Source organism: Marinobacter sp. tcs-11 (assembly GCF_002049515.1).
Taxonomy (GTDB): Bacteria; Pseudomonadota; Gammaproteobacteria; order Pseudomonadales; family Oleiphilaceae; genus Marinobacter; species Marinobacter nauticus.
Map to the genome: position 1 here is coordinate 77,423 of NZ_LLYU01000014.1, position 14,203 is coordinate 91,625.

Below are 14,203 nucleotides of genomic sequence, written 5' to 3' on the forward strand. Positions count from 1 at the left end.
TACAGGGATGTACTCGTGGGCGTGTCCTGAAAAGCCCTCCCCGTTGTCCGTGCATGCCACCCAAGCAACCAGGCTAGGATCCCAAAGCAGAGGAAAACACCAATGCCACTGGTAAACGTAGAAAAACAGGGTCACATCCTGAAGATCGGCCTGAACCGCCCGGAAAAAATGAACGCCATGAACCGGGCCATGTACCACGAAATTGCGGCCGCCTATTATCAGCTCCAGCACGATCCGGAGCTGCGCGTGGCAGTGATGTACGCTGAAGGTGACCACTTCACCAGCGGCCTGCAACTGGATGACTGGGCCGGCGTGTTCGCCAACGGTAAAGGCATTGAACCCGGCGAAGGCGAACTCGACCCCTTTGACATTACCGGCGATAGCCTCACCAAACCCGTGGTATTCGCCGCCCAGGGCATCTGCTTCACCTGTGGCGTCGAGATGATGCTCAACACCGACATCCGCGTGGCCGCGAAAGGCACCCGCTTCGCTCAGTTGGAAGTGAAACGCGGCATCTTCGCCTGCGGTGGCGCCACCATTCGCCTGCAGCGGGAAATCGGTTGGGGCAACGCCCAGCGCTACCTGCTCACTGGTGATGAATGGACCGCGGAACAGGCTTACCAGTGGGGCCTGATTCAGGAACTGGTGGAACCCGGCGAACAGCTCAACAAAGCCATGGAAATCGCCGAGAAGATTGCCAGAGCGGCTCCGTTAGGCGTTCAGGGCAGCCTGAAATCGTCCAAGATTGCCGTGTCCGAAGGCCAGGAAGCGGCCAAGGAACGTCTGTTCCCGGAACTACGCCCGGTCATGGCCAGCGAAGATGTCAAAGAAGGAATCCAGTCATTCCTGGAGAGAAGAGAGGCGGTGTTCAAAGGCAAGTAGCAGGATTGCCCTGTTAATCGAGATTTAGTCCTTAGCGAATCGTCGAATCAGCGACTATCCCACGGAAGCGAAAGCGACGGGTTGGGGCCACCCTTCCGGGAGTGTGCGCAGCAGGGATGCTGCGCTCAAGCCCCCATGGATGGGTTCATGGCGTCTCCCGGAAGGGTGGCCCCAACCCGCAGCCGGCGCCCAACCAACAGGCTGGGGCCGGCAATCAAACCACGAAATCAGGCAGCCTCAGACTCAGAAGAAGAGCCAGCCCGCCGAGCCGCAGCCTCCGCTGCCACTTTCGCAGCATAGTCCGCATACTTGGCCATCAACTCCTCCTTGCGATCAGGGTCCCAGTTGATCTTCGACAGATCCCCTTCGTAGTGGTCAATTACCCGCTTATCCATCGTCTCGTACCACCACTGCGGCAGGTAGGCCGGCAACAGCATCGATGCGTACCCTCCCGGCAACTGGGGCGCCTTTTCAAAATGACGCAAGGCCTGGAAACTCCGGGTCGGATGGGCGTGGTGGTCAGAATGCCGTTGCAACTGATACAGGAACAGGTTGGTCACAATGTGATTACTGTTCCAGCTGTGTTCCGGCTTCGTGCGCTCATACTTGCCATTCTTGTCCTTCTGCCGCAACAGACCATAGTGCTCGATGTAATTCACACTCTCCAACAGACTGGCGCCATAAACCGCCTGTGCCGCCAGGAACGGCACCGCCCTCGGGCCGCAGACCAGCGTCGTGGCGCCAAAGAACCCGGCCGTCATGGCCCAACCCTGTAGCAGTTCGTTATCAAGACTCCAGAAGCTCTTACCCTTGCGTTCCAGGCGTGCCTTTTCGATCTTGATCGACGACTTGATGCCGCCGAACACGGTTCGGGGCAGGAACTTCCAGAAACTCTCGCCCATTCGGCTGCTGGCGGGGTCCTCCGGTGTGGCTACCCGCTTGTGATGACCAAAATTATGTTCCACCACAAAGTGGGTGTAGGCGGTGGGGGCCAAGGCGGCCATGGCCATCAGTTTGTTCAGTTTATTGGACTTGTGGCCCAGCTCATGGGCGGTGTTGATGCCTACCCCGTTGATGGCGCCTACGGTCAGGGTCAGGCCGATCTTGTCCTCGAGTGGTGTGTTTTTCCGGCTGGCCAGCCAGGCGCCCATGAAGGTCATGGCGTACTGGGTAGGAATAAAGGCTTTTACAATCCGGTCGTAGTATTTGTCCTGCTCCAGGGACCGCACGGCGGATTCCGGCGGGTTGCTCTTGTCTTCACCAATCGCCCGGTCCAGCGCCGGGATAATGCCGTGCACCAGTGCCGGCCCGGTCCACGCCAGTGCCTTCAGCTTCCTGGGCGCCAGCGCATAACCGGTTAAAGCGGCCAGGCCGATACCAGGCAGGGCAGGGCCCAGCAGCCACAGGTAACGCTTGGGATCTTTCCAGTCTTTTTCACCGGAGGCGGGAGTGGAATTGGCCGGTTGTTGCCCGACTGCTTGATTGGCCTTGGCGTTCATATCAGGGATCTCCGTTTTGTTCTTGGTTGTCCTCAATTTATGTCGGACAATCGGGCAATGCAACAATTTTGACGAATGTCATCGGAAGGTGGCCTGACATGACAATTCGGCCCCGGTTGGCGGATTCGGGATTTGTGGTCCAGACTTCTGCAAAACAAAAACAACAGGGACGATGGAACATGAGTGCTGCAACCCCCTCACCAGAGACTGTGTCTTTGCCGGTTCGGGAAATGCTTGTGGAGTATGTCCAGGGGCGACGGCTGGCCGAGATTATCTACCAGGATACCAACGGGCAGGTTTGCCTGGTTCATGAAAACATTCGGGACGTTCTGAGCCGGGCCGGCCATGATTTTCTGGTACTTGGCTCCGGCAAGGTGCTTGGTGTTGAGCATGTGATCATGATCGACGGCCAGCGGCTAACGAAAGGGTAATCGCCCGGTAATTGCCTGTGCAGGTGAACCGCTCTAGGCTGTTTGCGTCGTAAATACTTACCAACAGAGGGATATGGTATGAACAAGCTCACGTGGAGCGCACTGGCTCTACTGATGACACTCGGCCTGGCTGCCTGCAGTTCAGAAAGCGATGAAGGTGCCGATTTCGAGCAGGCCGGGGAGAACGCCGGTGAAATGATGGATGACGCCGCCGACTCCGTAGAGGAATCCTATGAAGAAGCCACAGGGCAGGACGAAAGCGCCATGGGCGAGTTACAGGAAGGCGCGGAAAACGCAGCCGAGGAGATGGGCGATGCCGCCGAAGAAGCGGGTGACAGGATGGAGGAGGCTACTCAATAACGCTCGGATTTCCGCCGGCGCGTCTCTGTCCGCGCCGGCAGGTCCTGGCCAGCGTCCCGGGGAGGAACGTATTGAAGCTGCCAGGCAACCTTCATGCCTGAGTAACACAAATGCAGGATTAACGTCATAATGAACCCCTATCTTTTTAGCGGAGTCGATCCGGAATTCTGTTCGATGAACAGGTTGTACCGGAGTGGCAGACAACAACACCGTTGAAAGGATGTGCGCTATGAATCTGGAAAGAACGTTAGTTCCGGTGGCAATCGGGCTGGCATTGTCCGCCAGTGTCCTCGCAGGGGTACTACCGACCTCACAAAAGGACAATGGCTGGTTTAGTGGCGCCGAGGCACAGCTTCAGCAGAAGCTCTCCCTGAAGTCCTCGGATAAGGCGAAAAACGTCATTCTGTTTGTGGGCGATGGCATGGGGGTGTCCACCCTTACCGCTGCGCGCATTCTGGAAGGCCAGAGGCAGGGCCGTCCCGGCGAGGAAAATCTGCTGAGCTTTGAAAGCTTTCCCTTCTCGGCACTCGTGAAAACCTACAACACCGACGCCCAGGTTCCGGATTCAGCAGGCACCATGACCGCCATGATGTCAGGTTTGAAAACCGATGCGGGTGTTCTGGGCGTGGACGAGGATGTCCAGCGGGGTGATTGCAGCACGGTCGCAGGCAATGAAGTAGTAACGGCCCTGGAACTTGCGGAAATCAAGGGTTTATCCACCGGTGTGGTCACCACCGCGCGCATTACCCACGCCACACCGGCTGCTACCTATGCCAAATCGGCAGATCGCAACTGGGAAGACATTTCGGATATGCCTGCCGAAGCGGTTCAGGCCGGTTGCAAGGACATTGCCGATCAGCTGGTCAGTTTCGAGCAACTTCTGGAACAACGTTACGCTGGCGTGGATACCGATGGGATTGACGTGGTCATGGGTGGCGGCCGTCGCCACTTCCTGCCAAATGATGCCAGGTTCAACAGCCCGGATGCGCGATCCAGTGTCGAAGGCGACCGCACCGATGGCCGCAACCTAGTCACCGAGTGGCAGGCTCAGTATCCACAAGGCGTATACGTGTATGACAAGGCCGGTTTCGACAGCGTCAACGCCGCAACCACGTCCAGGTTGTTCGGCCTGTTCAACGAGTCGCACATGCAGTACGAGGCTGACCGTGGCAACGATGTTGCCGGTGAGCCGTCACTGAGTGAGATGACTGCCAAGGCCATTGATATTCTTGATAACAATGATAAAGGCTATCTGCTGGTCGTCGAGGCTGGCCGCGTTGACCACGCCCACCATGCCGGCAATGCGGCCAGCGCTCTGGCGGATACCATTGAACTGGCCGAAGCCGTAAAAGTGGCCGCGGATCAAACCAACCCGGAGGATACCCTGATTATTGTCACCGCTGATCACAGCCATGTGTTCACGATGGCCGGTTATCCGAAGCGGGGCAACCCGATTCTGGGCAAGGTGGTTAATGTTGGCGAGACGCAGCCGGCACTGGCCGCCGATGGCATGCCCTACACCACCCTGGGATACGCCAACGGGCTCGGATTCCGCAATCTCGGCATGGAAACGGACGCAGACGCGGCCTACAGCCAGGCACCTAACGCCGGACGCCAGAATCTCACTGGCGTGGATACCACCACCACTGGTTATCACCAGGAAGCATTGGTTCCGCTTGGTAGCGAGACCCATTCCGGTGAGGATGTCAGCCTGCATGCGAAAGGCCCCGGCGCTCACCTTGCACAGGGCACCATCGAGCAAAGCACGGTTTTTCACCTGATCGATCAGGCCCTGGGCTTAATTGAAGAATAAGGAGCTAGGCAATGAACAAATACCTTTTCAGCGCACTGACGGCTTCAGTGATCGGCCTGACCGGATGCATGAATGACGACGACAAGAGCTCGGTGCAGCCAGCCGATGAGAGCGTTACCAGTCTTTCCTCGAAGCAACTCGAGACATCTCTGTCCAATTCCTGGTTCCAGCAGGGCCAGCAAGAGATCGTGGCAGCCAAAGAGACCTGGGCCACGGTTACCGGCAGTGGGGACGCTGTTGCTCAATCCGAATCTGTTCAGGAAGCCATTGCCGACGCCCGGGGTAAAGCAAAGAACGTGATCCTTTTCGTGGGTGACGGCATGGGCGTATCCACAGTCACCGCTGCCCGCATTCTGGAAGGTCAGAATCTGGGTAAGCTCGGAGAAGAACATCAACTGAGTTTCGAGCGTTTTCCTTTCGCCGGTTTAGCCAAAACCTACAATGTGGACGCACAGGTGCCCGATTCCGCAGGGACTATGACTGCCATGGTGTCTGGGGTAAAAACCAATGTGGGCGTGGTTGGCGTGGATGAAGACGTTATCCGCGGTGATTGCAGCTCGGCTGCCGGTAATGAGCTGATAACGACGTTGGAGCTGGCAGAAATTAGCGGCAAAGCCACCGGTGTGGTCACCACCGCGCGCATTACCCACGCCACACCGGCTGCTACCTATGCCAAATCGGCGGAACGCAACTGGGAAGACATTTCGGACATGCCTGCCGAAGCGGTTCAGGCCGGCTGCAAGGACATTGCCGATCAACTGGTCCGTTTCGAGCAACTTCTGGAACAGCGTTACGCCGGCGTGGATATCGATGGGATTGACGTGGTCATGGGCGGTGGCCGCCGCCACTTCCTGCCCAGGGATTCCACATTCAACAGCCCGGATGCGATGTCCAGCGTTGAGGGTGACCGTACCGATAGCCGCAACCTGATCGCCGAGTGGCAGGCTCAGTATCCCCAAGGCGTATACGTGTATGACAAGGCCGGTTTTGACAGCGTCAACCCGGCAACCACCTCCCGGCTGTTCGGCCTGTTCAACGAGTCTCACATGCAATACGAGGCGGATCGTGGCAATGATGTTGCCGGTGAGCCTTCACTGAGTGAGATGACCGCCAAGGCCATCGACATTCTCGATAATGATACCGATGGTTTCTTCCTGACCGTCGAGGCGGGCCGGATTGATCATGCCAGCCACGCGGGAAGTGCTTATGGCGCACTGACCGATACCATTGAACTGGCAAAAGCCGTTCAGGTGGCCGTGGATCAGACCAGTGCGGAGGATACGCTCATCATTGTGACCGCGGATCACAGCCACGGATTGACGATGGCGGGTTATCCCAGGCGCGGTAACCCGATTCTGGGCAAGGTCGTGGGTATTGAGGAAGATCAGCCTGCACTGGCGGCGGATGACCTGCCATACACTACGCTGGGCTACGCCAATGGCCTTGGCATGCGCGATTATGGAAGTGAGACTGATGCGGACCGTACCTATGGTGACCCTGTCAACGCCGGAAGAATGGATCTGACCAATGTGGATACCACCACACCGGGCTATCATCAGGAGGCATTGGTGCCGCTTGGTAGTGAGACTCACGCTGGAGAGGACGTAGGCATTTATGCCCGGGGCCCGGGCGCCAACCTGCTGACTGGCACCAATGAGCAGAACATGATCTATCATGTCATGGATTATGCGGCCGACATCAGCGGGGCTGCCAATCAGGAGGTTCAATAACCCCGGAAAGGTTGACGTTTTTTAGAGCATTAGATCCGCGCTGAAAACACCGTAAATCCGGCCCACCTGGTAACAGAGTGGGTCGGGTTTGCGGTTTTTTGTTTCAGAAAACCCTTTTCCTGCCGATAAGCCAGTTGAATACACTAAAGTATGAGTTATTAACTCACATCAATTCTTTAGTTTCCACGATGGCCTTAAATAACAAAATGTTGGCAGAAGCAACGATAAAGAAGAGGTTTCTATGGGGTTACTGGATCGGGCTTCAATACTATGGGGGGTGGCGGTTGCCGTTGTTCTTGCAATCATCAGTGCAGTGGTGGCGCCTTTGCTAGGTCTTGAACCAGCATCAACACTGGTTGGGCTGGTGGTTGGCCTTGTGGCCGCTGGCGGCTTTCTGATCGTCCGGGTGCTGGAGCCGACCGAACGCGGGCTCAAGGCCCTGAACGATGGCACCCTGGCAGAAGATCATCCGCTCCGGGCCCAGTGTCGGCAGTTGCTTTCCGATGCGAAAGCCGGGCGGGCTCTGGTGGAAACCCTCTCCGGAAGCGCGGACAGGAACGCTATTTCCGCCGCCCAGGTCTCCTTCGCCGCAGACCAGCTCAAGATCCGGCTGGACCGTCAGGTGGAAGAAACCGCCCAGATGGCCGATTACGCGGGCCAGATTACCGAGACCGTCCGGGAGTCCTCCGAGCAGGCGACCGATGCCGCCACCATGGCTCTCCAGAACAAGCAGGTCAGTATCGAGGGGCGCGAAGCGCTGATCTCGGCCATTGACAGTGTGCGCGCGGTACACCAGCAGTCCGGTGAGAATCTCCGGCTGATCCAGGAGCTGAACGAGAAGTCCAGCAAGATCCAGGGCGTGACCGCCACCATTCAGGGTATTGCCGAGCAAACCAATCTGCTTGCACTCAATGCGGCCATTGAGGCCGCCCGTGCGGGTGATCAGGGCCGGGGCTTTGCCGTGGTGGCGGATGAGGTTCGACAGCTGGCGGGGCGCACTGCACAAGCGACCAGCGAAGTGGCGGAAACCCTGGAAGAAATCCAGGGTGATACTTCCCTGATCGTTGCCCGAATTGAGGACCTGGCCCGCTCCGTGGAGCAGGGGCTGACATCCGTTGAAAGCGTTGGCGCGCAGCTGGATCTGATTCGCGACCAATCCGACCGGGTGCAGCAGCAGGTTGCCCGTATTGCCGAGATCGACCAGAACAACGAGCAGAGTCTGGCCCATGTGTTTTCGGCTATTGAGTCTGTCCGTGACCATATATCCGAAAGTGATACCAGTGTGGCATCGCTGGCGGACCAGGCTTCCACGTTGATGGAGCTGGCAGAGAAGGCGAATGCAGCCTTTGCGCTGAACAGTAGCGAAAGCTACCACCGGCCGTTTTATGAGAAGGCACTGGAAGGGGCGCAGCAGATTGGCCAGTTGTTTGAGGCGGCGATCCGCGATGGGCGTTTGAGTGAAACGGCGCTGTTTGACAAGAAGCGCACACCGATTGCCAACACCCAGCCCCAGCAATATTCCAGCAGCTTCGATCGGTTCACTGACCAGATGTTTCCGGCAATACAGGAACCCATCAAGAAATCTCATGAGGCCATTGTGTTCGCTATCGCCTGCACGCCGGACGGTTACGTGCCTACCCATAACAAGGATTTTGCCCACCCGCCGAGTGGTAATCCGGAAGTGGATCTGGTGAAAAGCCGCAGCAAGCGTTTGTTCAATGACCGTACTGGCATTCGCTGCGGGAGTCATACCGAGAGCATGCTGCTGCAGACCTATCGCCGGGACACCGGTGAAATCATGCACGATCTGTCGGTGCCCATCTATGTGAACGGTAAGCACTGGGGCGGTTTCCGGGTTGGGTATCGTCCGGCGGGGCATTGACCGCACTGGGCACCCGCCAAGGCTGTGATAGACTGCCGGGGACGTAACAAGGAGAACGCCTGTGTCCGAAACCGAGTACATCCCCGCAAAACCTGACGGCCAGCAATCACAGGAGCCCAGCTCTGCGAGGAATCTGGCGGTGGTGGTTTACATCCTGCAGGCGTTGTCTTTCTTCCTGGGAGGCGTGACGGCACTGGTGGGCGTGATCATCAACTACGTCAAGCTGGATGATGTCCGTGGTACCTGGATAGAGCCCCATTTCCGCTGGCAGATCCGCACCTTCTGGATTGGTTTGTTGTGGACAGTCATCGGGGTGATTACCACCATGCTGATCGTGGGCTGGTTTATTCTGCTGGGTATTGCGATCTGGGTGATCTACCGAATTGTCAAAGGCGCCCTGGCCCTGAACGATGGCAAGACCCCGATGTAACGGGGTCATGATAGCTCAGTCTTCCGTCACTTCTTCCAGCCGTAATGCGCTCAGCATGCCCGCCAGCCCCATCAGGCCCAACACCAGAATCACCGCCACGTCCGAAATCATGGAAATGGCGGCTGTGAAGCCCCCGGTTACCAGCAGCAACACACCGATAACGGTATTGCTGACCGCTGTATAGTCTGTCCGTTTGTTGCCACCGGCCATATCCACCAGATAGGTTTTGCGCCCCAGGCGCACGCCGGCATGGGCAATGCTCAGGACGAAAAAGGCGACCGGATAGAACCAGGCACCGCCAAACCCGGGGCCCAGCACCAGCGCCAGAACACCAACCACCAGGCAGACCGAGCTGGCCATGGCGGCACCCCGAATCATTACTCGGCGGCTGGAGGTGTCGGCGGCCCAACCCCAGAAGCTGGCGCTCAGGGAGCTGGCCAGACTGCTGGCGAGCAGAAAAACACCCAGCATCCAGCCGATATCGGATTCCTGTTGGGCGAGCACCACGAAATAGGGAGACGCCAGAGCCGAACACAAAAGCAGTGCACGAGTGATGACAAAATGCCTGAAGGGCGCATCGTCCCGTAGCAGCGACAGGCTTTTAAAAGCCTCGTTGATAGCGTTGCCACCGCCCCCTGTTTCCCCGGCGTACTCTTCCACATTGGCAAACAGAACCCCGGCAATCACCCACAGCGTAGCTGCCAGGAGCAGCAATGTGGTGTAGAACGCAATGCTGGGGTCGCCCCGATCCCAGAACAACAGTCCTGTGAGCACTACCGTGGCGGTGCCACCAATGGTGGTTGCCAGCCCAGACAGCCGACCCCGGCGGGTTTTTGGGATACATTTGCCCTGAACGTCTTTCATGGAGACCGAACAGAATCCCCGGGCCAGTGAAAACACAATAAGCGCCGCGACAATGCCGCCACCGGCCGCATAGCCTTCAAGAAACCACACGCTTGCCGCCATCGCAGCCACGCTGACGGCCTGCCCGAAACTGCCCAGGGTCCAGAACCATTTGCGCACCGCCTTGCGACGCACCCAGGCGGCGATCACCATTTGTGGCACCATGGAGCCGGATTCCCGGATAGGCACCAACCAGGCTACCAGAGCCGGTGCGCCAACGGCACTCATCAGCCAGGCCAGCACGGTCTTGGGGCTGATCAGCAAGTCTCCGAGTTTGGTGAGCACATTGCTGAACAGAATCAGGAAGAAGTTTCGGGGTACTTCCCGACAGGCTTCCTCCGGGATGTCTTTACAGACCCGTGCGTCCTCTTCGTTGGCAATCAGTCCGTAGAGCTGGTCGATGGTGTCGGGTTTGGTTGCTGGCAAAGGGCCGTCCTCCGGAAAAATGTTTGCCAAGCATACCAGTTAGCTCGGGTGTGCTTAAGCGGGAGGACCAGCGGTGCCGGTCAGACCAGGTGGTGGTCCCACTGTACCGGTAGCCGCGCGATGTCTTTCGCAGCTTGTCCGGCGCTCAGTTGCACCAGTCGGCCCTGTCCCGAGGACACCAGGAAATCGCCTCCTGCCAGAGTCTGAATGCCGGCGCAGTCAGTGATGCGGGCTTTGGCAACCAGCTCCCCGGTCTTGCCGCGGAAGACAATAACGGTGCCGCCCACGGGGGAAGCGGCGGCGATCAGGTCGTTTTCAGGATGGGCCACCACGCTGGCGATGTAGTTGCCGAGGGCGGCCTGGGTTTCCGGGTCAAAGCGATATTCCCGGAGTTGCCCATCTTCTATGCGCGCCAGCAGCGGAGGTCGCTCGTAGAGCGGGCCCTGGTACTGGTAGGCAACATAGATTTTGCCTTCGGTGCTGACGCTGACGTGGCGGGAGCTCTGCTGGTGGTGGGCAGGGGCAAAGCGGCCAACGATCTGGCCGGACCGGCGGTCCATCAGAATCAGGGCCGGCTGCATGGTATCCAGATTGAGTTTGATGCGGTCGTAATCAGGGTGGGTCAGAATGCCGCCCAGGCCGATGACCAGAGTGTTGCCGTCCGGATGCAGGGTAAGTTCATGGGGCCCGATGCCGGCCAGTTCAAAGGTGTCCACCCGTTTATAGTCCTGCTCGGCATCGTAGACGGCGACAATGCCTTCGCCGGGCTGGTAGCGGCTGGCCGTGGCGTAGAGCCACCGGCCATCAGGTGAGAACACGCCGTGGCCGACAAAGTGTTCGCCTTCCGGGGCCATAATGCGGTGTCTGCGTTGCCCGGTTTCTGCATCGAAAACATAGAACGACCAGCCCGGTCGGCGCTCAAAAAACAGAGTATCTTTTCGGCCGGGCCGGTTACAGCCGCTGTGGCATCGGGTGTCTACCGGCGCCTGCCACTGAACGTTGCCGGATCGATCAAAGGCACTCACGCCAAAGCGTCCATCCGGCAGGCCAACCGCGCCGGCATAGCGTTCGGGCTGTGGGCCGGTTTTGCGGGGGAGCAACGAGCAGCCGGTGAGGGTGGCGGCCATACCTCCGGCGATGGTGGCTTTGATCAGGGTTCTGCGATGGATGTGCATGGGTATACCTGTTCAGTCGCCGTCACTTGAGTTGAAGCCACGCACTACGCCAAGCGCCACGGCGGCTTCGTCATTGATCAGCGTTGAAAGCTGGGAGACATCCACAAAGAGCCCTTGCAGAATGCGGAACCGCTCATCACTCTCCATGAGCGTTGTCATGGCAGCATGGGCTTCCGGAAAGTTGTCAGCCACTTCCTCAAACTGCCTCTGAATGCGCTCTGCCAGTCTGGCCTCACCGTCGGTTTTCAGCAAAGTGATCAATCCGGGAAGGTAGAATTTCTCGAGCCCTGCCACTGTTGCTTCCACCGCCGTCAGGCTCTGGCCACTGCGCCAGGCATCGGTGATGTAAGGGTTGCGTTTGCCATTGCCCCTTAGCCCCATGGGCTGCGCCAGCCGTCGCTCTTCCAGTATTTCAAGCGCCGTCATGCCGGCTTTGATGGTGGTGTCGCGGTATGGCCCGGTGTCCAGATAGTGTTGTTTGAAACTCGCCCAGCTGTCTGCGAGCCCCCGGGCATTACGTGCCATATGCCGGGTGACCGCCGAGAGCACCTCACAGTTTTTGGCTGCGGGCAGGGCGTTTTCTCCACTGTTGAGTTGCTCATCGAATAGCAGGTATTCGGCCATGGGAAAGCCCTGAACCGCTACCCCGGATTGGTTGATCACCTCGGCGTTAACGGGGGCTTCGGTGCCAAGCAGATACCGGGCCTTGCGAGCGACCAGGTTTTTCGGGTCCGGCCAGAACTGGAACTGCCAGGACAGGTTGTTGTTCTCCACCGGGCCGAAGTCAACAAAGCGGACCCGCTGCCAGGCCAGGAAGGCATCGAGCCAGGCATCGTTCAGGGCCGGTCGGCTGTCGGACGTTGGCGTATTGCAGTAACCGACTGCCGCCGATGCCAGTTGTTCGGTTTTGGTTGCCAGCGATTCGTAGCCGTTTTGAATAGCGCCATGCCACTGTTCGCGGGCCCGGGTATCGGCGTTGGCCGCGAGTGCCGCCGTAGTGCAGACGAGCAGGGCGGAGGCGAAGAACAATCTGGTGATCGGTTGCATAGTAGATCCTCAGAGTGAATTCAGAAAATCGATCAGGGCGCTGCGCTCCGGCTCGGCCATCTGACGATAGCGGTCAGCTGCCGGCTGGGCTTCGCCACCGTGCCAGAGAATGGCTTCTTCCAGCGTGCGGGCGCGGCCGTCATGCAGAAAACCGGACTGGGGGTTAACCACCTGGGCCAGGCCGATGCCCCAAAGCGGTGGCGTGCGCCACTCGTTGCCGTCAGCGAGGAACTCGTCCCGGCCGTCTGCCAGGGCCGGGCCCATGTCGTGCAGTAACAGGTCGGTGTAGGGCCAGATGGTCTGGTTGCTCAGATCCGGGCGGTCGGCCACTTCTCCGGTCTGGTGTTTCGGGGTGTGGCAACCGGCACAGCCGGTTTCATTGAATAGCCTGGCGCCTTTCTGCACGGATTCAGCGACCAGATCCCGACGGGCAGGGACCGCCAGACTCTTGGCGTAGAAGGTGACAAAGTTGGCGACCTTGTCGCTCACTTCGGGCTCACCACCGTGAGTAAACCGTTCGCACTGTTGTTCCGGGGTGCAGTCGGTGGTGGGTTTGATGGACGATGTCAGGCCCATATCGCCGGCGAAGGCGCCCATGCTTTGCTGGTGCACATCCGGTTCCGCGGCTTTCCAGCCAAACCGGCCCGGCAGCGTTTGCTGGCTGGCGACATCCCACACCTGATTAAGCTTGCCGGAAATCCCGTTGTTGTCGGTATCTTCCGGATCGGCCAATGCCTCAAGATCGGCAATAGGGATGGCTTCCAGCAGTCCCATGCCGATCATTTGTGGTGCCACCCGGGGAGAGACCAGCAAATTCGATGGCATAGGGCCATAGTTGGGATTTTCGATGCGATATTCCGGTTTGCGCAGTTCAACCACCGTTCCATCCCCAAGTGTTTCCTGAACGGGCTCCCAGTCAATCACCAGATCCGCTTCCGGTTTTGCGGCCGGCAGGGCCGCAGTCTGCAACTGACTACCGTAGACCGGTGCGGGTTTGAAACCGTGCTTGCGCAGGAGCTCTGCATCCTTGACTGGATCGGCGGGTACCGCCAGGCGCAGGAACAGGGAGACCGGGGGTTCATCAACGCCGGGCGGGTGTCCGCGGCCATCCTTGATGTGACAACCCTGGCACGAGTTGGTGTTGAACAGGGGGCCCAGGCCGTCCCGGGCATCGGTGCTGGCCGGTGCTTCCACCCAGGGATTGCGGAAGAAACTGTTGCCAACGCTGAAATCCAGGCGTTTGGTCATGGACAGGTTGCCCTGGGGCAGGGAGTAGGCGTTGGTGTCGGCCTGATTGACCGTGCCTTCACCGCCTGTGGCCGGTGTAGTTTGTATCGGGTAACCAGCGTGAGTCTCTGCAATCAGGGGTTGAGTGCTGAAGGCCAGCGGCAGCAGACAGGAGATGAGTGCTCGTTTCATAACTACTCGCGTTTCAGAATGGAAGAAGCCATGGAAAATCAACCTTCGGGTAAAGGAGGGCTTTCCATGGCTTATTCTTGTTACTAAGAAGTACAAAAGTAAGCGGACATCATTTATAATGTAGGCATTGTTCAACCGACCTTATCGGAGTTGCCTACTCATGCGCCATACTGACGGTCGTAAACTGGATCATAAAACTCTGGAAG

Annotated in this window: 12 protein-coding genes; 7 read left to right on the forward strand and 5 right to left on the reverse strand. The window is 58.5% G+C overall.

From position 1 onward, the window contains the following. Positions 1 to 102 precede the first annotated feature (102 nt). A complete protein-coding gene (locus ARC85_RS14575) occupies positions 103 to 882 on the forward strand; it encodes a crotonase/enoyl-CoA hydratase family protein (RefSeq protein ID WP_286715244.1) in 780 nt (259 codons plus the stop codon). A gap of 227 nt (positions 883 to 1,109) precedes the next feature. On the opposite strand, the gene ARC85_RS14580 is transcribed toward ARC85_RS14575, so the two are convergent. Beyond that, positions 1,110 to 2,381: an alkane 1-monooxygenase gene (locus ARC85_RS14580; RefSeq protein WP_286715246.1), complete on the reverse strand. Its 1,272-nt coding sequence runs from the start codon at positions 2,379 to 2,381 to the stop codon at positions 1,110 to 1,112. Positions 2,382 to 2,560: 179 nt separating this feature from the next. On the opposite strand from ARC85_RS14580, the gene ARC85_RS14585 reads away from it, so the two are divergent. From ARC85_RS14585 to ARC85_RS14610, 6 genes are all read left to right on the forward strand, one after another. Continuing rightward, positions 2,561 to 2,812 (forward strand): hypothetical protein, encoded by a 252-nt coding sequence (locus ARC85_RS14585; RefSeq protein WP_058341393.1) that lies wholly within the window; start codon positions 2,561 to 2,563, stop codon positions 2,810 to 2,812. 78 nt (positions 2,813 to 2,890) lie between these two features. Then, positions 2,891 to 3,172 carry a hypothetical protein gene (locus ARC85_RS14590; RefSeq protein ID WP_278350300.1) on the forward strand — a complete coding sequence of 94 codons (282 nt, stop codon included), beginning with the start codon at positions 2,891 to 2,893 and terminating at the stop codon, positions 3,170 to 3,172. 229 nt (positions 3,173 to 3,401) lie between these two features. Then, positions 3,402 to 4,985 (forward strand): alkaline phosphatase family protein, encoded by a 1,584-nt coding sequence (locus ARC85_RS14595; RefSeq protein WP_286715249.1) that lies wholly within the window; start codon positions 3,402 to 3,404, stop codon positions 4,983 to 4,985. A gap of 11 nt (positions 4,986 to 4,996) precedes the next feature. Then, complete coding sequence (locus ARC85_RS14600) at positions 4,997 to 6,715, forward strand: alkaline phosphatase family protein (RefSeq protein ID WP_286715252.1); 1,719 nt, start codon at positions 4,997 to 4,999, stop codon at positions 6,713 to 6,715. Positions 6,716 to 6,956: 241 nt separating this feature from the next. Beyond that, positions 6,957 to 8,597 (forward strand): methyl-accepting chemotaxis protein, encoded by a 1,641-nt coding sequence (locus tag ARC85_RS14605; RefSeq protein ID WP_286715255.1) that lies wholly within the window; start codon positions 6,957 to 6,959, stop codon positions 8,595 to 8,597. A gap of 61 nt (positions 8,598 to 8,658) precedes the next feature. Continuing rightward, positions 8,659 to 9,027: a DUF4870 family protein gene (locus ARC85_RS14610; protein ID WP_226595593.1), complete on the forward strand. Its 369-nt coding sequence runs from the start codon at positions 8,659 to 8,661 to the stop codon at positions 9,025 to 9,027. Between the two features lie 15 nt (positions 9,028 to 9,042). Here ARC85_RS14610 and ARC85_RS14615 read toward each other — a convergent pair whose 3' ends face one another. The 4 genes from ARC85_RS14615 to ARC85_RS14630 form a co-directional block, all read right to left on the reverse strand. Beyond that, positions 9,043 to 10,356 carry an MFS transporter gene (locus ARC85_RS14615; protein ID WP_011786281.1) on the reverse strand — a complete coding sequence of 438 codons (1,314 nt, stop codon included), beginning with the start codon at positions 10,354 to 10,356 and terminating at the stop codon, positions 9,043 to 9,045. Positions 10,357 to 10,436: 80 nt separating this feature from the next. Next, positions 10,437 to 11,531, reverse strand: coding sequence for a DUF1513 domain-containing protein (locus ARC85_RS14620; protein WP_286715258.1), 1,095 nt, complete (start codon positions 11,529 to 11,531; stop codon positions 10,437 to 10,439). Between the two features lie 12 nt (positions 11,532 to 11,543). Next, positions 11,544 to 12,578 (reverse strand): imelysin family protein, encoded by a 1,035-nt coding sequence (locus ARC85_RS14625; protein ID WP_286715259.1) that lies wholly within the window; start codon positions 12,576 to 12,578, stop codon positions 11,544 to 11,546. Between the two features lie 9 nt (positions 12,579 to 12,587). Beyond that, the gene (locus ARC85_RS14630) at positions 12,588 to 13,997 is read right to left on the reverse strand and encodes a di-heme oxidoreductase family protein (RefSeq protein ID WP_286715261.1); all 1,410 of its coding nucleotides are present in this window, start codon (positions 13,995 to 13,997) and stop codon (positions 12,588 to 12,590) included. Positions 13,998 to 14,203 lie beyond the last annotated feature (206 nt).

Coding starts and splice junctions, on each gene's coding strand:
- ARC85_RS14575 (WP_286715244.1), top strand. CDS start 103: ATGCCACTGGTAAACGTAGAAAAACAGGGTCACATCCTGAAGATCGGC.
- ARC85_RS14580 (WP_286715246.1), bottom strand. CDS start 2,381: ATGAACGCCAAGGCCAATCAAGCAGTCGGGCAACAACCGGCCAATTCC.
- ARC85_RS14585 (WP_058341393.1), top strand. CDS start 2,561: ATGAGTGCTGCAACCCCCTCACCAGAGACTGTGTCTTTGCCGGTTCGG.
- ARC85_RS14590 (WP_278350300.1), top strand. CDS start 2,891: ATGAACAAGCTCACGTGGAGCGCACTGGCTCTACTGATGACACTCGGC.
- ARC85_RS14595 (WP_286715249.1), top strand. CDS start 3,402: ATGAATCTGGAAAGAACGTTAGTTCCGGTGGCAATCGGGCTGGCATTG.
- ARC85_RS14600 (WP_286715252.1), top strand. CDS start 4,997: ATGAACAAATACCTTTTCAGCGCACTGACGGCTTCAGTGATCGGCCTG.
- ARC85_RS14605 (WP_286715255.1), top strand. CDS start 6,957: ATGGGGTTACTGGATCGGGCTTCAATACTATGGGGGGTGGCGGTTGCC.
- ARC85_RS14620 (WP_286715258.1), bottom strand. CDS start 11,531: ATGCACATCCATCGCAGAACCCTGATCAAAGCCACCATCGCCGGAGGT.
- ARC85_RS14625 (WP_286715259.1), bottom strand. CDS start 12,578: ATGCAACCGATCACCAGATTGTTCTTCGCCTCCGCCCTGCTCGTCTGC.
- ARC85_RS14630 (WP_286715261.1), bottom strand. CDS start 13,997: ATGAAACGAGCACTCATCTCCTGTCTGCTGCCGCTGGCCTTCAGCACT.